Genomic DNA, 19,633 nt, shown 5'->3' with positions numbered 1-19,633 from the left:
TTTGAAAAACGGTGCTTCACTTGGCTAGTTGACGCGCCCCTGTCAATAGCGGTTTGCATGAGAATGACCGCTGCGTGACGCCGCGTGGCTCATATGCTACGAGCCGCCTGCGCGAAGGAACACAATCTTGACCCAATCAGACACAGCCGCCGCCCAGCCGACCCCGCTGACAGCGCGAAAATCCGGCGCCCTGCGCGGTAGCGCCCGCGTGCCCGGTGACAAGTCGATCTCGCACCGGGCCCTCATTCTGGGTGCCCTGGCGGTCGGCGAGACCCGGATCACGGGGCTGCTGGAGGGTGAGGACGTCCTGAATACCGCCAAATCGATGCAGGCGCTGGGCGCCAGCGTCGAACGAACCGGCGATTTTGCGTGGAAGGTCAACGGCGTCGGCGTTGCCGGCTTCGCCGCGCCCAAGGCGCCGCTGGATTTTGGCAATTCGGGTACCGGGTGCCGGCTGGTGATGGGGGCTGTCGCAGGCTGCCCGATCGAGGCGACATTCGATGGCGATGCGTCGCTGCGCAGCCGGCCGATGCGCCGGATCGTTGATCCGCTGGAATTGATGGGCGCCAAAGTCACCGCGAGCCAGGACGGCGGGCGTCTGCCGCTGACGCTCAAAGGCGCGCGTGATCCGCTGCCGATCGTCTATCGTACCCCGGTAGCCTCCGCCCAGATCAAGTCGGCCGTGCTGCTGGCCGGCCTGTCGGCCCCTGGCACCACCACGGTCATCGAGACCGAGGCCAGCCGGGATCACACCGAGCTGATGCTCAAGCATTTTGGCGCCGAGATTACTTCCGAAAAAGAAGGCGCGCACGGCCGCAAGATCACGCTCACCGGTCAGCCCGAATTGAAGGGTGCCGATGTCGTGGTGCCGGCAGATCCGTCCTCCGCAGCATTCCCGATGGTTGCGGCATTGATCGTGCCGGGCTCCGAGATCGTGCTCACCGATGTGATGACCAATCCGCTGCGCACCGGGCTGTTCACGACGTTGCGCGAGATGGGCGCATCCATCGAGGAAAGCGATATCCGCGGCGATGCCGGCGAACCGATGGCGCAGTTCCGGATCACTGCGTCGAAGCTGCACGGCGTCGAAGTGCCGCCGGAGCGCGCGCCGTCGATGATCGATGAATATCTGGTGCTGGCCGTGGCTGCGGCGTTTGCCGAAGGCACGACCATCATGCGCGGGCTGCAGGAGCTGCGCGTGAAGGAATCCGACCGTCTGGAAGCCACCGCGGCGATGCTGCGGGTCAACGGCGTCAATGTCGAAATCGTCGGCGATGACCTCATCGTGCACGGCAACGGCCGTGTTGCCGGTGGCGGCCTCGTCGCCACCCATATGGATCACCGCATCGCCATGTCGGCGCTGGCCATGGGCCTCGCTTCCGACAGACCGGTGACCATCGACGACACGACATTCATCGCCACCAGCTTCCCCGATTTCATCCCGATGATGCGTCGGCTGGGTGCTGATTTCTCCTGAGGTTGCCGGCGTGGATATTTCCGGAGACGGGTGCTAAGCCCGCGCAGGTCGCGCGAGCCTGACTCCCGATCCACCGCCATTCATCGTGACAAGACGAGCACGCGCAACGCATGATTATTGCTATCGACGGTCCCGCCGCATCCGGAAAAGGCACGCTGGGCAAACGGCTTGCGCACCATTACGGTTACCGGCACCTCGATACCGGCGTGATCTATCGCGCGGTCGCCAAGGCGATGCTCGATCTTGGCGCGGACCTGACCGATGAGGCGCAGGCCGTGGCTGTCGCCAGTGAGCTCGATCCCGAGAAATTCGGCAATCCGGCGCTGAAGACCCAGGAAGTCGGTGATGCGGCCTCTGTGGTCTCGGCCATCCCGCGGGTGCGGGAGGTCCTTTTGAACTTCCAGCGGCGTTTTGCCGAGGATCCGCCGGGAGCGGTGCTCGACGGCCGCGATATTGGAACCGTGATTTGCCCCCATGCCGACGTGAAGATCTTCGTCGTCGCCGATGCCAGGGTCCGCGCCCGCCGGCGCACCCTGGAGGCTCTCGGACGGGGCGAGGTGGCCGATGAGGCCGCCGTGCTGGCGGATATCATCAGGCGCGACGAACGCGACCAGAACCGCCCGATTGCGCCTCTGAAGCCGGCCACGGATGCATACTTGCTGGATAACTCCAATTTGGATATAGAAGGCGGCGTCCGGGCCGCCATCGACATTGTCGAGGCCGTCCGAGCGGGCCGGCAACGGGTCTGATTTTTCTTTCTTTCCGAAAGACGTCAGACAAAACCGTTGCCGTCATTGGAGGAAAGCCCGCTCCCGATCTCGAGCTGCGATACGCGCTTCAGGCTCCGGACACCATCAAGACCCTACCCACGTTTCGATCGTGAAGGCATGCTGCCGGCCCGTTCTTGCATCCTCCTGCAAGGCGGTCGTTAGAGGTTGCGGACCCCTGACACTTCACATTTGAGACGCCCATTAACCCGAACGGCCGGCGATACCCGCATCTGGAGAACAAATGGCTTCGACTGCTTCTTCGTATAATCCTTCCCGCGATGATTTCGCGGCAATGCTCGACGAGTCCTTCGCGGGCGGCAACCTTCAGGAAAGCTCTGTTATCAAGGGCATCGTGGTTGCGATTGAAAAGGACATGGCCGTCATCGACGTCGGCCTGAAGACTGAAGGCCGTGTGGCACTGCGCGAATTCGCCGGTCCCGGCCGTGACAGCGAACTCAAGGTCGGCGACGAAGTCGAGGTGTTCCTCGACCGGATCGAAAACGCACTGGGCGAAGCCGTTCTGTCGCGCGACAAGGCCCGCCGCGAAGAGAGCTGGGGCAAGCTCGAGAAGGCCTTCAACAACAACGAGAAGGTTCACGGCGTCATCTTCAACCAGGTCAAGGGTGGCTTCACCGTCGATCTCGACGGCGCAGTGGCCTTCCTGCCGCGTTCGCAGGTGGACATTCGTCCGATCCGCGACGTCGCTCCGCTGATGAACAACTCGCAGCCGTTCCAGATCCTCAAGATGGATCGCCGCCGCGGCAACATCGTCGTGTCGCGTCGTACGGTTCTCGAAGAGACCCGCGCCGAACAGCGTCAGGAACTGGTCCAGAACCTCGAAGAAGGTCAGGTCATCGACGGCGTCGTCAAGAACATCACCGATTACGGTGCGTTCGTTGACCTGGGCGGTATTGACGGCCTGCTGCACGTTACCGATATCGCGTGGCGCCGCGTCAACCATCCGACCGAAGTGCTCACCATCGGTCAGACGGTCAAGGTCAAGATCATCAAGATCAACCACGAGACCCACCGTATCTCGCTCGGCATGAAGCAACTGCTCGACGATCCGTGGCAGGGCATCGAGGCGAAGTACCCGCTGAACGCACGCTTCTCAGGTCGCGTCACCAACATCACAGACTACGGCGCATTCGTCGAACTGGAGCCGGGCATCGAAGGCCTGATCCACGTGTCGGAGATGTCGTGGACCAAGAAGAACATGCACCCCGGCAAGATCGTTTCGACCTCCCAGGAAGTCGAAGTGCAGGTTCTCGAAGTCGACAGCGTCAAGCGCCGCATTTCGCTCGGTCTCAAGCAGACCATGCGCAATCCGTGGGAAGTGTTCGTCGAGAAGTTCCCGGTCGGTTCGACCGTCGAAGGCGAAGTCAAGAACAAGACCGAGTTCGGTCTGTTCCTGGGTCTCGAAGGCGATGTGGACGGCATGGTCCATCTCTCCGACCTCGACTGGAAGCAGCCGGGCGAGCAGGTCATCGACAACTTCAAGAAGGGCGACATGGTCAAGGCCATCGTCCTCGATGTGGATGTCGAGAAGGAGCGCATCTCGCTCGGCGTCAAGCAGCTCGAAGGCGACCCCTTCGCAGAGCCGGGCGACGTCAAGAAGGGCGCTGTCGTGACTTGCGAAGTGATCGAAGTGAAGGAATCCGGCATCGACGTTCAGATCGCCGGCACCGACTTCACGACCTTCATCAAGCGTTCGGAACTGGCGCGCGAGCGTTCGGATCAGCGCGCTGAGCGTTTCGCCGTCGGCGAGAAGGTCGATGCCCGCGTGATCCAGTTCGACAAGAAGGCCCGCAAGGTCCAGGTGTCGATCAAGGCTCTCGAAGTGGCAGAAGAGAAGGAAGCCATCGCGCAGTACGGATCGTCGGATTCGGGCGCGACCCTCGGCGACATTCTCGGCAAGGCGCTCAAGCAGAGCACCGACAAGTAAGCGCGCAAGTAAGTTTCGACTCACTTGTTGCTACCAATTGGGGCCCCGGTTTCACCGGGGCCCTTTTTGCTGTTTCGACCATGTTTTCTTCATATTGCCTCGCAATTGATGTATTTGAGATACCTCAAGTAAACGCTGCCCGGACGACAGATGCAGCATCCGCCAGACGCAAGCTCTCGCCGAGGGCTTAGGAGATTTCCGATGTCGCTTGATTCCGATGTGATCGTCGATCGCCGCAGGATGCGTCGCAAGCTGACGTTCTGGCGCGTGGCAGCGGTGCTGGTCGCGGTCGCTGCGGTGGTCGTCGTCGGCGTCGTGGTGACGCGGTCGGGCTCTGAGGCGCTGTCGTCGTCGGGGGCGATCGCGCGCATCAAGATCGAGGGCCTGATCCAGAGCAACAATGATCGCGTCGAGGCGCTGGAGCGGCTGGAGAAGTCATCCGCGGCAGCGGTGGTGGTACATATCAATTCGCCGGGCGGCACCACGGCTGGCTCCGAGCAGCTCTATGACGCGCTGATGCGCCTCAAGGCCAAGAAACCGATGGTCGTTGTCGTCGAGGGCCTGGCCGCATCGGGCGGCTACATCGCGGCACTCGCATCCGACCATATCGTTGCGCAGCAGAGCTCGCTGGTCGGCTCCATCGGTGTTCTGTTCCAGTTTCCCAATTTCACGGGGTTGATGAAGACCGTCGGTGTCGAGGTCGAGCAGGTCAAATCCTCGCCCCTGAAGGCGGCGCCCAATGGTTTCGAGCCGACCAGCCCGGAGGCGCGGGCAGCGTTGGAATCGCTGGTGAAGGACTCCTATGGCTGGTTCCGTGGGCTTGTGCAGAGCCGCCGCGCCATGGATGACGCGCAACTACAGAAAGTCGCCGATGGCCGTGTTTTTACGGGGCGCCAGGCCGTGGACCTCAAGCTGATTGATCAGCTTGGCGACGAGAAAGCCGCCGTGGCGTGGCTGGTAGCCGAGAAGAAGATCAAGAGCGATCTGCCGGTTCGCGACTTCAAGCTGACGCCTAAATTCAGCGATTTCACCTTCCTGCGCGCTGCTGCGACGATCACACTCGATGCAGTGGGTCTCAACGCGATCGCGCGGCAGGTCGAGCAGGCGGGCCTCGCGCAGGCCATGGACGGCTTCGGTCTCGATGGCATGCTGGCGCTGTGGCGGCCGGCCACCACCAACTAGGGAACTGCTCGTCCTGTTCTTTCCGCACTGCAAGGAAGGCTGCAACAACGGTTTCGGGCATTTGTCACGCATTTTCGAAGGTGCCCGAATTCATTTAGCGTCTTGACAGTTCAAGGCATTTTCACGGAAATGCATCCTCCCGTTCAGAGTCCAACGTCTCGATGATCAAATCCGAACTCGTTCAACGCATCGCTGAGCATAACCCGCACCTCTACCAGCGGGATGTTGAGAACATCGTGAATGCGATTCTCGATGAGATCGTGGCTGCGCTGGCACGCGGTGACCGTGTCGAACTCCGCGGCTTCGGTGCATTCTCGGTGAAGCATCGCCCCGCCCGTGCAGGCCGCAATCCGCGGACTGGCGAGCATGTTCCGGTAGACCAGAAGAGTGTTCCGTTCTTCAAGACCGGCAAGGAAATGCGCGAGCGGCTCAACCGTGAGAATGGTGCGCCGGAAGCCAGCGCGGCGTCATAAAGAACTTTGAGGTAGCGCGCATTCGGGCCGACAGGTCTGAGTCAGATAGCGGAATGCGCGCCCGCATCGCCTTCGCGAGAGACGTTGATGCGCAAATTCTTCTCAGCCCTGGTGGTCATCCCTCTCGCGATCGTCTTCGTCGTGTTCGCCGTCGCCAACCGTCATATGGTCACGGTCTCCTTCGATCCGTTCAACAGCAGCGATCCCGCGGTCGGTGCCACGATGCCGCTATTCGTTGTGATCATCCTGTCGGCCATCCTGGGCGTCATCGCAGGGGGAATGGCGACCTGGTTCAGGCAAGGGCACTGGCGCCGCGCAGCACGTCAGCATGAGGCCGATATCAGGCGGGCCCGTGCAGAACTGGCCGATCTGCGCGCCCATACCGCGACCACGTCACGGAACGGTGTGCAGCGGCTTCCGGCGCCGGGTTCCTCCCATATGGCCGGTGAGCGAGACAAGTCCGGCGCGACGTTGTAGAACCCCGCGCATAGGCTTTTCCTGCCATTCCCGGTATTGCCAGCGGCCATTTGAAGCATGTCTCTGATCGTCAAAATCTGCGGCCTGTCCACTCCGGAGACGCTCGATGCGGCTCTGGTCGGCGGCGCGGATATGGTCGGCTTCGTGTTCTTTCCGCCGTCGCCGCGTCACGTCACGCTCGATGTTGCGCGGGCTTTGGGCAGGCAGGCGAAGGGCCGTGCCGTGAAGGTCGCGCTGTCGGTCGATGCCGATGACGCGGATCTTGAAAACAGTATCGATGCCTTGAAGCCCGATATCCTGCAGCTCCATGGCAAGGAGAATGTGGCGCGGGTGCGCGATATCAAACAGAAGTTCGGCCTTCCGGTGATGAAGGCGCTCGCCGTCGAGACCAGGGCCGATCTCGCTGCATTGCCCGGCTATGCCGCGGTCTGCGATCGCATCCTGTTCGATGCCAAACCACCGAAGGATGCAACGCGTCCGGGTGGTCTCGGCGCGGTCTTCGACTGGCATCTGCTCGAAGGCCTCGATCTGAAGCTGCCCTTCATGGTATCGGGCGGCCTCACCGCCGCCAATGTCGCCGAGGCCCTGCGCATCACGCGGGCCGGCGGTGTCGATATTTCGTCCGGCGTGGAAAGCGCGCCGGGCATCAAGGATCCCGACATGATCCGCGCTTTCATCCGCGCCGCGCGCGCAACGCAAGAGTTGACGACCTGATGACTCAAGCCATTCCCAATTCCTATCGGTCCGGTCCCGACGACACCGGTCACTTCGGCATTTTCGGCGGCCGCTTTGTCGCCGAGACGCTGATGCCGCTGATCCTTGACCTGCAGAAGGCCTATGAGGACGCCAAAGCCGATCCCGCCTTCCGCAAGGAGATGGACGGCTATCTCAAGGCCTATGTCGGTCGCCCGTCGCCGCTCTATTTCGCGGAACGTCTCACCGAGCATCTCGGTGGCGCAAAAATCTATCTGAAGCGCGAGGAGCTGAATCACACCGGCTCGCACAAGGTCAACAACGTGCTCGGCCAGATCATGGTCGCGCGCCGCATGGGCAAGAAGCGCATCATCGCCGAGACCGGCGCCGGTCAGCATGGCGTGGCGACGGCGACGCTCTGCGCCCGCTTCGGCCTCGAATGCATCGTCTATATGGGTGCGGTGGACGTCGCGCGTCAGCAGCCCAATGTGATCCGCATGGAAATGCTCGGCGCCAAGGTGGTGCCGGTGCAGGTCGGCGCTCGCACGCTGAAAGATGCGATGAACGAGGCGCTGCGCGACTGGGTCACCAATGTGCACAACACGTTCTATTGCATCGGCACCGTCGCCGGCCCGCATCCGTATCCGATGATGGTGCGCGACTTCCAGTCGATCATCGGCGAGGAAACTCGTGTGCAGATGCAGGAGATCGAAGGTCGTTTGCCGGATTCGTTGATCGCCTGCATCGGCGGCGGCTCCAATGCGATGGGGCTCTTCCATCCGTTTCTCGACGATCCATCGGTTGATATCTACGGCGTCGAAGCGGCGGGCCACGGGCTCACCAACCTGCACGCCGCATCGATTGCTGGCGGCCGTCCCGGCGTGCTGCATGGCAACCGTACCTATCTCTTGATGGATGAAGATGGCCAGATCCAGGAAGGCCATTCGATCTCTGCCGGCCTAGATTATCCCGGCATTGGCCCCGAACATTCGTGGCTGCATACGATCGGCCGCGTGAAATATCTGTCGGCGACGGACGAGGAAGCGCTCGCCGCATTCCAGTTGCTGTCGAAACTCGAAGGCATCATCCCGGCGCTGGAGCCGGCCCATGCCCTCGCCAAGGTGAGCGAACTCGCGCCAACGCTGCCGAAGGATCACCTGATGGTCGTCAACCTCTCCGGCCGCGGCGACAAAGACGTCCCGCAGGTCGGCGATATCCTGAAGGGCAGGCAGTCGTGACCACCCGCATCGATACCCGTTTCGCCGAACTCAAGGCCGAAGGCCGCGCGGCATTCGTCACTTTCGTGATGGCCGGCGATCCCGATCTTGCAACCTCGCTCGAGATCGTCAAGGCGCTGCCGAAAGCCGGTGCCGACATCATCGAGATCGGCATGCCTTTCACCGATCCGATGGCCGATGGCCCGTCGATCCAGGCCGCCGGCCTGCGCGCGCTGCAGGGCGGCATGACGCTGCGCAAGACGCTGCAGCTCGTGCGCGATTTCCGCGCCGCTGACGACAAGACGCCCATCGTCCTGATGGGCTACTACAATCCGATCTATATTTACGGCGTCGACAAGTTCCTGCCTGATGCCAAGGCGGCCGGCGTGGATGGTCTGATCATCGTCGACCTACCGCCGGAAGAAGACGCAGAGCTCTGCCTGCCGGCAATCAAAGCCGGATTGAACTTCATCCGTCTGGCCACGCCGACCACCGATGACAAGCGCCTCCCGGCGGTGCTCGCGAACACGTCGGGCTTCGTCTATTACGTCTCGGTCACCGGCATCACCGGCTCGGCCAGCGCGGATTCATCCGCCGTGAGCACGGCTGTGGCGCGGATCAAGCGTCATACCAAGCTGCCGGTTTGTGTCGGTTTCGGCATCCGGACGCCGGAAGCGGCGCATGACATCGCGCGGCATGCCAACGGCGCGGTGGTCGGAACGGCGCTGATCGATGCGCTGAAGGGCTCGCTGGACGCCGATGGCAAGGCCACGGCCAAGACTGTCAGTGCGGTCGCCGATCTGGCCGCCGCCCTCGCCCAGGGCGTTCATGGGGCCAGACAGGCTGCCGAATAAGCCACAATTGGCCTCCATCAACCGGGAACAACGGTTGCCGGGCTCCATCCCGGCCGCCATATAGATATCAGAGCGACGCATCATCTCAGCGACGCGGAGACACATATGAACTGGCTCACCAACGTCGTCCGGCCGAAGATCCGCAGCATCCTCAAGCGCGATACGCCCGAGAACCTCTGGATCAAGTGCCCGGATACAGGGCAGCTCGTGTTCTACAAGGACGTCGAGAGCAACCAGTTCGTCATTCCGGGCTCGAACTATCATATGCGCATGGGCGCCACCGCCCGCATGAAGTCGATTTTCGACAACGAGACCTGGTACGACGTCGCGCTGCCCGAGGTGATCGCCGATCCGCTGAAGTTTCGCGACGAGCGCAAATATGTCGACCGCATCAAGGACGCCCGCACCAAGACCGGCATGAACGACTCGGTGAAGGTCGGCTACGGCAGGATGGAAGGCTCCGGCGTTGTCGTCGCCGTGCAGGATTTCGATTTCATGGGCGGCTCGCTCGGCATGGCTGCCGGTGAGGCGCTGGTGCGCGGGCTCGAACTCGCCGTCGAGAAGAAGTCGCCCTTCATCGTGTTCGCGGCCTCCGGCGGCGCGCGGATGCAAGAGGGCATCCTGTCGCTGATGCAGCTGCCGCGCACCACGGTGGGCGTGCAGATGCTGCGCGAGGCCAAGCTGCCTTACATCGTGGTGCTGACCAACCCGACCACCGGCGGCGTCACCGCATCCTATGCGATGCTGGGCGATGTGCAGATCGCCGAGCCCGGCGCGCTGATCGGCTTTGCCGGTGCGCGCGTGATCGAACAGACCATTCGCGAAAAATTGCCGGAAGGTTTCCAGCGCGCCGAATATCTGCGTGACCACGGCATGGTCGACATGGTCGTGCATCGCCACGATCTGAAGCCGACGCTCGCGCGCCTCTGCCGTCTGCTGACGAAATCTCCAGCCATTGCGAGCCCGCCGCGCGCGGAGAGCATTCCGGCCGAGATCCTCGTGGCTCCTGACGCGGTGCCGGCCGCGCACGCGTGAGCACCTCCGCGCCGCCATCGTCGCCCGACCTCGGCGAGATTCTGGCGCGGCTGTCGAAGCTGCATCCGAACACCATTGATCTGTCGCTGGACCGTATGCAGCGGCTGATGGCGCAGCTCGGCAATCCCGAGCGCAAGCTGCCCCCGGTGATCCATGTTGCCGGCACCAACGGCAAGGGCTCGACCATCGCCTATCTGCGCGCGATCTGTGAGGCCGCAGGCCTGCGCGTTCACGTCTACACCTCACCGCATCTCGTCCGCATGAATGAGAGCATTCGCCTTGCCGGCACCTTGGTGAGTGACGACGCATTGCGCGCGGCTTTCGCCCATGTCGAGACAGTCAACGCCGGCGCACCGATCACGTTGTTCGAGGCCGAGACCGCGGTCGCGTTCGATCTGTTCGCGAAGCATCCCGCCGATGTCGTGCTACTCGAAGTCGGCCTCGGCGGGCGGCTCGATGCGACCAACGTGATCGAAACGCCCGCCGCCTGCGTGCTCACGCCGATTACCATCGATCACACCGACTTCCTCGGCGACACGCTCGCGAAAATCGCAACCGAGAAAGCCGGCATCATCAAGCGCCGCGTGCCGGTCATCACGGCCGAGCAAGCGCCTGATGTAACTGATGTGATCGAACAGCAGGCGCGCAGGATGCATGCGCCGCTTGTGAGCGCCGGGCAGGAATGGCACGTCACTATCGAGCGCGGCCGCCTCGTGTATCAGGATGATCGCGGGTTGATGGATATTGCCGCGCCGCGGCTGTTCGGACGCCATCAGTTCGGCAATGCGGGTCTGGCGATTGCGACATTGCGCGCGCTGGATATCTTCAAGATCGATCCTGCCGCCTATGAAACCGGTGTCGCGCGCGCCGAATGGCCGGCGCGGATGCAGCGGCTGACATCGGGCAAGCTCGTCGCGGCGGCGCCCACCGATTCCGAAGTCTGGCTCGACGGCGGTCACAATGCCGATGGCGGGCGCGTCATTGCAGCCGCGCTCGGCGATCTCGAAGAGCGCGTGCCGCGGCCGCTGGTGGTGATCGCCGGCATGATGGCCAACAAGGATGCGACGGGCTTTCTGGCGAATTTCGCCGGCCAGACCCGCCATATCATCGCCGTGAAAATCCCCGGCCGCGACGGCGTCATGGCACCGGATGCGTTGGCCGACGCCGCGCGGAGTCTCGGCATGCGCGTCGAGACAGCGCCGAGCGTCGCCGATGCGCTGCAATCCCTCACCCGGCTCGCCTATGAAGTGCCTCCGCGGATCCTGATTGCAGGCTCGCTCTATCTGGCCGGTCATGTACTTGCGGAGAACGGCACGCTCCCTGCATAGAACGGCATCGATACAAGTGATCTCTGATTGATCTTTGCTTGATTTTAGGGAGGTTCGATGCGCTTCGCTGCCATTGCCGATGTTCACGGCAACCACTTTGCCCTTGAGGCGGTTGTCGCCGATATCCGTACCCAAGGCATCACCGACATCGTCAATCTTGGTGATATGGCCAGCGGTGCGCTCGATGCGCGCCGTGCGGTGGACATCATGATGGGCCTCAATGCCACCAATGTCCGCGGCAATCATGATCGTTACATCACCGACTACAAGCTTGACGACATGTGGCCGTCCGATCGGCTGGCCCACAGCCAGCTAGAACCAGAGCAGATGGACTGGCTGCGCGCGCTGCCCTTCAGCACGATTTATCAGGGCGATGTCTATCTCGTTCACGCGACGCCCGATGACGACAACACCTACTGGATGGAAGCGGTGACCCCCGAAGGCATCGTGCATATGGCTGCGATCGAAGCCATCGAGGAGAAGGCGAAGGGTATCACGCAATCGCTGATTCTCTGCGCCCACACCCACATCGCGCGTGCCGTCAGGCTTCGCGACGGCCGCATGATCGTCAATCCCGGCAGCGTCGGTGGTCCCGGCTATCGCGACGTCACACCCTATCCGCATACGCTGGAAATCGGCACGCCTGACGCCTGCTACGCGATTATCGAGAAGGTGGGCAAGCGATGGCAGGTGACGTTCCGTCAGGTGCCTTACGACCATCAGGCGATGGCGGAGTTGGCGTTGGAGCACCAGCGACCGGAATGGGCGAGCGCACTGGCGACGGGATGGATTCGCTGATGCAAAGAAAACGGTCGGCGTCGCTTCCCTCGCTCCGCTTGCGGGGAGAGGGTGGCGCGGACGAAGTCCGCGGCGGGTGAGGGGGAGCCAGCGAGTGAAACACTGGCTCCCCCTCACCCGCCTTCCACATGCTCCGCATGTGAAAGTCGACCTCTCCCCGCAAGCGGGGCGAGGTTAGGTACACAAAACAAAAACGGCCGGTGAACATCACCGGCCGTAAATTCTCGAATAAAGCGCGCGATCAGACCGCGGCGCTGATCCACTGCTGCAGCTTCGCCTTCGGCGCGGCGCCGACCTGGCGCGAGGCCATTTCGCCGCCCTTGAAGATCATCAGCGTCGGGATCGACATCACGCCATACTTCGATGCGGTCTTCGGGTTCTCGTCGACGTTGAGCTTCAGGATGGTGACCTTTTCGCCCATGGCAGCGGAGATTTCGTCGAGCGCCGGCGCGATCATGCGGCAGGGACCGCACCACTCGGCCCAGAAATCGATCACGACCGGGCCGGTCGCCTTGAGTACTTCCGCTTCGAAATCGGCGTCTGTCACCTTGCCAACGGCCATGGTCGTATCCTCGTCCTGTTCAATGAAAGGCGCGCTGGAAGATTCGCGCGCTGGAATGATGCATCCAACCTATGAACGCCCCCTTGCCGGGTCAAGGTTGGTCACAGTGAGATGATGGCGGCCAGCTCCGCGTCCAGCGCAGCACCGGAAATCTCCATCATTTCAAGCGTTTCCGTCCAGAGCAGGGCGGCCCGGATCGGCCGATCTGGGTATAACTTGGCGAGCACGCCGCGATACAGCGCCAGCTGCCGGATATAGGCCTTGGGCGCCTCGATCAGCTTGCGCGGCGGGTTGTGGTTGGTCTTGTAGTCGACGATCCGGATCTCGGTCTTGGTCAGAACCAGCCGGTCGATCTGGCCCGAGACGAGCACAGGCGATCCGTCCTTTCGCGTCAGTCGTCCGGCCACTGCCACTTCCGCGCGACTGCCGGGGGCAAACAGCTCGGCAAGGCGTTGATCGCCGATCAGCGACAGCACCTGCGTGGCCAGCGCTACGCGGTCGAGATCGGTCCAGTCATGGGCGTTGCGGGCGAGGAAATTCAGGGCGGTCTCGCGACGCTTCTCGGCGGTGATGTCGGGCAGCGATTGCAACAGGCGATGCACGAGGTTGCCGCGCTGTAAGGCCAGTTGGCGCAGCCGTTCGGATTCGCCCGAGCGCTGTCCGCGGCCGTCGTCATCGTCGTCGGCATCCGATGGCCGCAGCAGGCTTTCGCGGCGCGGCTGGTCGCCGACCTTGTCGCGCAGCCACGCCGGCAGCACGATAGGCGCCGCCGCGGTGACAGGCGTTGCAGTGCCCGGCGCGGGTACGACGTCTTCCACCCGCGTATAGCGTTTCACCACGCCGTCCGGCGGCGGCACGCTCTGCATCTGCAGCCCGGAATTCTCCAGGCCCTTCTGGATCAGGTCGTACCAGGACAGCGGCCGCACCTCGTTGCGGTTGCCGGGCATGCAGCCGCCAACGATCAGGCGATCGGCCGCGCGCGTCATCGCCACATAAAGCAGCCGGCGATATTCGTCCTCGGTATCGCGGATCATGTCGGCGCGCGCCGCCGCGACTGCTGGCGGATCGTCCGCCTTCTTGCCGGCCCAGACCACGACGCCCGGGCTGTTCGGTGCGGCGTTGCCCTGCGGGAGATGGATCAAATTGAGTCGCTGCGAATCCGCCGGCGACGATGTGGTATCGACCAGGAATACGACCGGTGCTTCCAGGCCTTTGGCGCCATGCACGGTCATCACGCGAACTTCGTCGCGGGTGATCTCCATGTCGCGCTTCACTTCCGTGTCGGCGGCGCGCAGCCAGGCGACGAAGCCCTGCAGCGAGGCCGGCGCCTTGCGCTCATAGCCCAGCGCGAGTTCGAGAAATTCGTCGAGCGCGTCATTGGCCTCATGGCCGAGCCGACGCAGGATGCGCGCGCGGCCGTGATCACCGCCGAGCAGCCACGCATAGAACGCAAAAGGCGTCTCGCTGGCAAAGCGCTTCTCGCAAGCGATGAGCCGCTTGAAAGCGCCGCCGAGCTTGGGATCGCTCACCGCCTTTTCGCCGAGTGCGTCGCGCAGCGATCCCGTGCGCTCATAGGCCAGCTTGAACAGGTCATCGTCATCGAGGCCGAATAGCGGGCTCTTCAATACGGTCGCCAATGCCAGGTCGTCCTGCGGCAGCAGTAGCGCGTCGGCCAGGTTCATCAGGTCGACGATGGCGATATGTTCGGTGAGCTTCAGCCGGTCGGCGCCGGCGACGGGAATGCCGGCATGTTTCAGCGCCTGGATGATGGCGTCGAAGGCCTTGCCGCGGCGGCGCACCAGCACCAGCATGTCGCCATAGCGCAGCGCGCGACGCTTGCCGATGGGCCCGGTCTCCGTCTTCGCCGCGATCAAGTCTTTGATCTCGGTCTGCACGCGGCGGGCGAGTTTCACTTCAGGGCTGGTCTCGGAGCGCTTGTCGAACGGCGCCTGCCAGCCTTCGATGCTTGGCCGGTCGTCAGGCTGCTCCAGCTCCCACAGATCGATCAGGCTGGGACCGGCATCGTCCAGCGTTTCATGAATCGGATAGCCGTTCTCGACGGCGTGGATACTGCGGAAGATCGCTTCCTCGCGAAACACGTGGTCGACCGATCGCAGAATGGCTGAGCCCGACCGGAAAGAATGGCTGAACGCGATGGGATCGAATTTCATCCCGGCGTCCTTGAAGCGGCTTTGGAGCGCCTTGCGCCGCAGATCGAATTCGCGCGGTGCTGCGCCCTGGAACGAGAAGATCGATTGCTTCTCGTCGCCGACGGCGAAGATCGTGCGCTTGAGCCCGTCGCGCGCACCTTCGCCGGAGGTGAATTCCGAGATCAGATGGGTGATGATGTCCCATTGCCGCGGCGAGGTATCCTGCGCCTCGTCGATCAGCACGTGATCGACGCCGCGATCGAGCTTGAAATGCACCCAGCTCGACGACACCCGATCGAGCATCTCCAGCGTGCGCGCGATCAGGTCGTCGTAATCCAAAAGGCCGCGTTCGTTTTTCTCGCGGCGATAATTCTCCGCGACCTGGCTGGCGATCACCAGCAGCGACTGGGTGCGCTCGCGCATGGCGACAGCGCGGCGGCGTTCCAGCAGCGGGATCACGCGGTCGCCTTCGCGTTGCAAAGCCGCGAGCAGATCGGGCCGGCTGTCGGCGATCTTCTTGGTTGCCAATGATTTCCGGAGCGACTGGTCTTTGGTCAGAAACAGCTCGAGATATTTCTCGACCTGCTCGGTGCCCGACAACGCCAGAGCTTCGCGCAGCCGATTGGCCTGATCGCCATCGGTCTTGCTGCCGGTCTCGAAGATCTCGGCGGCGGGTATCCAACGTTCGCGCGGCAGATGCGGTCCGTCGATGATCTCCAGCTCGACACTGTCTCTGGTATCGCCGGCTGTCACGCCCAGGGTTGCCGACAGCTGCGCCATCGCGGCATCTGTCGAGCCGGCGCGCTCGATCCAGGCCAGGAACTGATCGCGGGACAGACTCGCCTCGCGCACGACGTCGCGGAACGTCACGTCTGCCGCCGAGGTCATGGCGGTCGTCAGCGCGCGGCCTTCGGCGCTATCGGGTGCGGCGGCTGCTTGCAACAACACCTGCAGGCTGGCGCGCTCCATCATTTCGTTCTGGTCGCGGTCGTCGAGCACGCTGAACCGCGCCGGCACATTGGCCTCGAACGGAAACTGCTGCAGCAGTCGCGTACACAGCGCGTGGATGGTCTGGACTTTCAGACCACCCGGCGTCTCCAGTGCACTGGCGAACAATTCGCGAGCGCGCTCGCGCACTTTACGGCTGGGAACAGCGCCGGCAGTTCTGATCTCCGCGTCGAGCGCGGTGTCGTCCAGCGTGACCCAGTGGCCAAGCCGCGTGAATACGCGCTCGGCCATGTTGGCCGCCGCGGCCTTGGTGAAGGTCACGCAGAGAATTTTCTCCGGCGGGACGTCGTTGAGCAGCAGTCGGATCACGCGGTTGACCAGCACATAGGTCTTGCCGGAACCGGCATTCGCTGAAACGAACACCGACGAAGCGGGATCCGATGCGAGCTGCTGCTTTGCACTCGCTGCGGGCGGGATATTGCGCGGGCCGCTCATGACTCGCCTCCCCCAGAGCCACCATTGGCGGACCACTCTTTGATCCGCGCCAGATCGTCATAGCTGCCATAGCGGTTCGACCACATGGACAGGCTCAGCGATGTATAGGCGGTGGCTTCGTCCTCGAAGCTGCGGATCAGCGCTTCCAGCTTGGCGCGTGCTTCGATGGCGGCATCATCGGGCAGTTGCGGTTCGTCCTTGCGCTCGATCCTCAGTTCGAGCAGCCGCTCTTCGCCGGGCGGGTTGTTGCCGCTGAGCCGAACATAGACCAGTTCGCTGACGGACGATCCCGCGGCAATGCCGGCAAATCCACCCTCGCGCAGGATCGCGGCTTCCAGCGTGAGCTGCGGCGACAAGCCCATGCGCACCTGCTTGCCGGTGGGCGGTTGGCCGGTCTTGTAATCGAGCAGCGCGAAAGTGCGGTCGCTGCGATGCTCGATGCGGTCGGCCCGCGCCGAGAGATGGAAGACGCGGCCGTGATCGAGCGGGATCTTGATCTCGCCGCGCACTTCCGCGTCGATGCTGGCGACATTGATGCGGCGGTCGATTTCCCAGGCGCCAAACCACGAAGCGATGCGCAGGAAACGCGGCCACCACAATGCGCGCGCCTCAGGTCGCGCCATCAGGGGCGCAAAATGTCGATCGCCGATTCTGCGCAGCTCGCGCGCGGGATCGTCCGGCAGTGTCTTGCTGTACTCCATCGTGAAATCGCCGAGCGACGCGTGAATCGCCGATCCCCGGTCGGCTGCCGAGAGCGGCATGTCGATGGGATCGAGCGGCGCCAGGCCCAGAATATATTTGGCATAGATCGTATAGGGATCGCGCAGCCAGTCCTCGATGGCGGTGACCGACAGCCTGAGCGGACGTGCAGCACGCGGCGGCCGCGGCTCCGGCTGGGCAATCGGCGTGACGGTCTCGGGTTTATCGAGCTCTTCGGCATAGCGAACATAGTGCTCGCCCGCGGCCAGCGCCGCGTCCCAGCGGGTCTCGCCGGCGACAGCTTCGAGCCGGTGCAGAAAGCGCGACGCGACGGCCGGCGCACCGCCGACTTTCGCCGCGTGGCTCAGGATCACGTCCTCGGTGCCGAGCAACTGCACGAAGTCATGCGCGGTGAGGCCGATACGGCGTTCCGGCAGATCGAGGCCGAGCTGATGCCGCATTGGGCGGCTCAGCCATGGATCGATGCGCGGCGAGGGCGGCCAGATGCCTTCGACGAGACCACCGAGAATCACGCGGTCCGATTGCGTCAGTCGCGCTTCGAGCTGGCCATAGATGCGCAAGCTGGCATTGGCGACTTCCGGCCGGCGCACGATGCGGTCAGCGAAGGCGGTCTGAAACACATCCGGATAATCGCGGAGCTGCATCATCAGCCCGCTGGGGCGCAGCCGCTCCTCGTCGCCGCTCTCGGTCGCGACAGTCTCCATGACGACGAGATCGTCGAATGCCTTGGTCAGCGCCGTGCCCTCGCGCCCGGCCAGCGCGACATCGTTGCCCCTGTCATCGCGCGACAGCAGCTTGATCGCCTCACGATGCCGCAAGGCAACTTCAGCGAAGTCGATCGGCCTGATGGGGTGGATGCCTTCCAGCGGCGCCAGCGCGGTGCGCAATCCGGCGATCAGTTCTTCCGCGCGGTCAAGACGGTCGTCGTCGAGTTTTGCGCGCGGCTCCGCGCCATGCAGCATCGACGCTTCGCGGCGGCGCAGCTTGCCGAGCTCGTCGCGGAAGCGCGCGAAATCCTGCGCCAGTCCGGCGGTGCCGGGCGTCGGCCGCGTGCCGCGCAGCAGCGCGAGTTCGAGCGTCTCGATCGCGTCTTTCCAGGCGTTCGGCGCCGTGCCCAAACGAAACAGCGGATGTTTCAGCAGCGCCAGCAATGTCGCCGGTTCGAGCTGCTCCGCTGCCGCCTCGGCGATGAGGCGCGCGAAGATGCCGGCCGAGGTCTCAGTCAGCGCATCGCCGCCGGAATCGTCGAAGACGAGATTCCAGCGGCCCAGCGCGCCCATCACCCGGCGCGCCAGTGCGCGGTCGGGCGTCACCAGTGCGGCGGACTTCTTGAGTTCATGGGCTTCGCGCATGGCGATCGCGATGGCCAACGCTTCCATTTCCGGATTCGCGGCGGCGATCACAGCAAGGTTCTGCATGCCGGCCGCGATTTTCTGTTCGACGGCCGGCTGAGCGAGACGCGTATGCCACTGCGCCGTGGCGTTGGATGGCCGCATCGCCTCCGAGGCCAGCAATTCGCGGCCCTGCGGCGACGGCGTGCCGAACGTCATCACGTCGCGGCGCGTGATGCCGAAACGTTCCAGCAGCGCATGGAGCGCGAATTGCGGATGGTTCGATGCCGAGGATTCGGTCCGACCGAACGCATCCTTCGTGCCGCCGATCATATTCCACGCGGTGTCGTCGAGATCAGTATCGAGGCCGGGCAGGACGACAGCACCCTGCGGCAGCTGCGCGACCTCGCGCAGGAACTTCGCGGTGGTCGGCATCGAGCCGGTCGAGCCGGCTGCGATGATGGGGCCGCCTTTGTGGGCCTTCAGGCGCGAAGCTTCAGCATCGATCAGCAGATCGCGGCGCACCGCAGGCTCAATCGCATTGTGTGCGGCGAGGATGTCTGGCCATACGTTCCTGGCGATGCTCAGAAACTGCAGCGTGAGTTGCCAATACTGATCGAGCGCGTCGGGCACCAGCCCGTCCAGCGCGCTCCAGTCGACCTTGCGCGTCGCCATGTCGTCCATCAGCCGCGCCAGATCGTCGGCGAGTGCGAGCGTCGAGGCCGGGCCGCCGACGACCAGCGGCGTCTGCGTGGGATCGCTGGGTGCAAGTTGCTTCGCCCATGCGGCAATCAGTTGCGCCAGCAGAAGCCGGCGCTGCAATCCGTCGAGCGCGGGAGGTGCATCGAGCCTTTCGAGCGCCTCAGGCGATGCTGCCTGCGCGAAGGCCAGTTCTTCCTCGTCGACATCGCCGAGCGGAACGATACGCGGCAGCAGCACGGCGTCGGTCCCGAGCACGTCGAGGAATATCTCCTGCGCCATGCGGCCGGCGCGGCGTGTCGGCAGATACAGGGTGACTTCAGCCAGTTTCTCCGGCGCGCCGCGCGCGGAAAATCCCTCGACGAGATCACCGTCGACAAGCGCGGTGATCAGCGTGCGCAGGAACGGCGCAGAGGATGGAATGTTGAAGACGCGCATGAACACCCTGATTCGTGATCAGGGTGCATCATGGCATGGTT

15 protein-coding genes are annotated in these 19,633 nt (G+C 63.6%); 12 read left to right on the top strand and 3 right to left on the bottom strand.

Annotated features, from left to right (window positions below; translation table 11 throughout):
• Positions 1-127: 127 nt before the first annotated feature.
• From aroA to LPB73_RS25125, 12 genes are all read left to right on the top strand, one after another.
• On the top strand, positions 128-1,477 hold the full coding sequence (gene aroA, locus LPB73_RS25180) for a 3-phosphoshikimate 1-carboxyvinyltransferase (protein ID WP_231078585.1): 1,350 nt from the start codon (positions 128-130) through the stop codon (positions 1,475-1,477).
• 110 nt (positions 1,478-1,587) lie between these two features.
• Positions 1,588-2,226: a (d)CMP kinase gene (gene cmk, locus LPB73_RS25175; protein ID WP_093757876.1), complete on the top strand. Its 639-nt coding sequence runs from the start codon at positions 1,588-1,590 to the stop codon at positions 2,224-2,226.
• A 262-nt stretch (positions 2,227-2,488) separates the two neighbouring features.
• The gene (gene rpsA / locus LPB73_RS25170; RefSeq protein ID WP_068730324.1) at positions 2,489-4,192 is read left to right on the top strand and encodes a 30S ribosomal protein S1; all 1,704 of its coding nucleotides are present in this window, start codon (positions 2,489-2,491) and stop codon (positions 4,190-4,192) included.
• A gap of 201 nt (positions 4,193-4,393) precedes the next feature.
• The gene (gene sppA, locus LPB73_RS25165) at positions 4,394-5,374 is read left to right on the top strand and encodes a signal peptide peptidase SppA (RefSeq protein ID WP_231078584.1); all 981 of its coding nucleotides are present in this window, start codon (positions 4,394-4,396) and stop codon (positions 5,372-5,374) included.
• Positions 5,375-5,535: 161 nt separating this feature from the next.
• On the top strand, positions 5,536-5,847 hold the full coding sequence (locus tag LPB73_RS25160; protein ID WP_089266402.1) for an integration host factor subunit beta: 312 nt from the start codon (positions 5,536-5,538) through the stop codon (positions 5,845-5,847).
• A gap of 87 nt (positions 5,848-5,934) precedes the next feature.
• Positions 5,935-6,324, top strand: coding sequence for a LapA family protein (locus LPB73_RS25155; protein ID WP_231078583.1), 390 nt, complete (start codon positions 5,935-5,937; stop codon positions 6,322-6,324).
• A 57-nt stretch (positions 6,325-6,381) separates the two neighbouring features.
• On the top strand, positions 6,382-7,038 hold the full coding sequence (locus LPB73_RS25150; RefSeq protein WP_231078582.1) for a phosphoribosylanthranilate isomerase: 657 nt from the start codon (positions 6,382-6,384) through the stop codon (positions 7,036-7,038).
• A complete protein-coding gene (trpB, locus tag LPB73_RS25145; protein ID WP_120287734.1) occupies positions 7,038-8,255 on the top strand; it encodes a tryptophan synthase subunit beta in 1,218 nt (405 codons plus the stop codon). Before LPB73_RS25150 ends, trpB begins: the two co-directional genes overlap by 1 nt.
• Positions 8,252-9,088, top strand: coding sequence for a tryptophan synthase subunit alpha (trpA, locus tag LPB73_RS25140; RefSeq protein WP_231078581.1), 837 nt, complete (start codon positions 8,252-8,254; stop codon positions 9,086-9,088). Before trpB ends, trpA begins: the two co-directional genes overlap by 4 nt.
• 105 nt (positions 9,089-9,193) lie before the next feature.
• On the top strand, positions 9,194-10,123 hold the full coding sequence (accD, locus tag LPB73_RS25135) for an acetyl-CoA carboxylase, carboxyltransferase subunit beta (protein WP_231078580.1): 930 nt from the start codon (positions 9,194-9,196) through the stop codon (positions 10,121-10,123).
• Positions 10,120-11,451 (top strand): bifunctional folylpolyglutamate synthase/dihydrofolate synthase, encoded by a 1,332-nt coding sequence (locus tag LPB73_RS25130; protein WP_231078579.1) that lies wholly within the window; start codon positions 10,120-10,122, stop codon positions 11,449-11,451. The genes accD and LPB73_RS25130 overlap by 4 nt, the downstream gene beginning before the upstream one ends.
• Positions 11,452-11,508: 57 nt before the next feature.
• A complete protein-coding gene (locus LPB73_RS25125) occupies positions 11,509-12,249 on the top strand; it encodes a metallophosphoesterase family protein (RefSeq protein ID WP_231078578.1) in 741 nt (246 codons plus the stop codon).
• 241 nt (positions 12,250-12,490) lie between these two features.
• Here LPB73_RS25125 and trxA read toward each other — a convergent pair whose 3' ends face one another.
• The 3 genes from trxA to addB form a co-directional block, all read right to left on the bottom strand.
• Complete coding sequence (trxA, locus tag LPB73_RS25120; RefSeq protein WP_068734104.1) at positions 12,491-12,811, bottom strand: thioredoxin; 321 nt, start codon at positions 12,809-12,811, stop codon at positions 12,491-12,493.
• A gap of 101 nt (positions 12,812-12,912) precedes the next feature.
• The gene (addA, locus tag LPB73_RS25115; RefSeq protein WP_231078577.1) at positions 12,913-16,404 is read right to left on the bottom strand and encodes a double-strand break repair helicase AddA; all 3,492 of its coding nucleotides are present in this window, start codon (positions 16,402-16,404) and stop codon (positions 12,913-12,915) included.
• A complete protein-coding gene (addB, locus tag LPB73_RS25110; protein ID WP_231078576.1) occupies positions 16,401-19,592 on the bottom strand; it encodes a double-strand break repair protein AddB in 3,192 nt (1,063 codons plus the stop codon). Before addB ends, addA begins: the two co-directional genes overlap by 4 nt.
• Positions 19,593-19,633: the final 41 nt, after the last annotated feature.

It is taken from the genome of Tardiphaga sp. 37S4, assembly GCF_021044645.1.
Classification (GTDB): domain Bacteria; phylum Pseudomonadota; class Alphaproteobacteria; order Rhizobiales; family Xanthobacteraceae; genus Tardiphaga; species Tardiphaga robiniae.
This window is presented reverse-complemented; position numbering and strand designations above follow the sequence as displayed.

What these genes read in the sequence shown, in the direction of transcription:
- LPB73_RS25160 (WP_089266402.1), top strand. Translation starts at nt 5,536, where the DNA reads ATGATCAAATCCGAACTCGTTCAACGCATCGCTGAGCATAACCCGCAC.
- addA (WP_231078577.1), bottom strand. Translation starts at nt 16,404, where the DNA reads ATGAGCGGCCCGCGCAATATCCCGCCCGCAGCGAGTGCAAAGCAGCAG.
- trxA (WP_068734104.1), bottom strand. Translation starts at nt 12,811, where the DNA reads ATGGCCGTTGGCAAGGTGACAGACGCCGATTTCGAAGCGGAAGTACTC.
- addB (WP_231078576.1), bottom strand. Translation starts at nt 19,592, where the DNA reads ATGCGCGTCTTCAACATTCCATCCTCTGCGCCGTTCCTGCGCACGCTG.
- cmk (WP_093757876.1), top strand. Translation starts at nt 1,588, where the DNA reads ATGATTATTGCTATCGACGGTCCCGCCGCATCCGGAAAAGGCACGCTG.
- LPB73_RS25155 (WP_231078583.1), top strand. Translation starts at nt 5,935, where the DNA reads ATGCGCAAATTCTTCTCAGCCCTGGTGGTCATCCCTCTCGCGATCGTC.
- LPB73_RS25150 (WP_231078582.1), top strand. Translation starts at nt 6,382, where the DNA reads ATGTCTCTGATCGTCAAAATCTGCGGCCTGTCCACTCCGGAGACGCTC.
- LPB73_RS25125 (WP_231078578.1), top strand. Translation starts at nt 11,509, where the DNA reads ATGCGCTTCGCTGCCATTGCCGATGTTCACGGCAACCACTTTGCCCTT.
- trpB (WP_120287734.1), top strand. Translation starts at nt 7,038, where the DNA reads ATGACTCAAGCCATTCCCAATTCCTATCGGTCCGGTCCCGACGACACC.
- accD (WP_231078580.1), top strand. Translation starts at nt 9,194, where the DNA reads ATGAACTGGCTCACCAACGTCGTCCGGCCGAAGATCCGCAGCATCCTC.
- rpsA (WP_068730324.1), top strand. Translation starts at nt 2,489, where the DNA reads ATGGCTTCGACTGCTTCTTCGTATAATCCTTCCCGCGATGATTTCGCG.
- sppA (WP_231078584.1), top strand. Translation starts at nt 4,394, where the DNA reads ATGTCGCTTGATTCCGATGTGATCGTCGATCGCCGCAGGATGCGTCGC.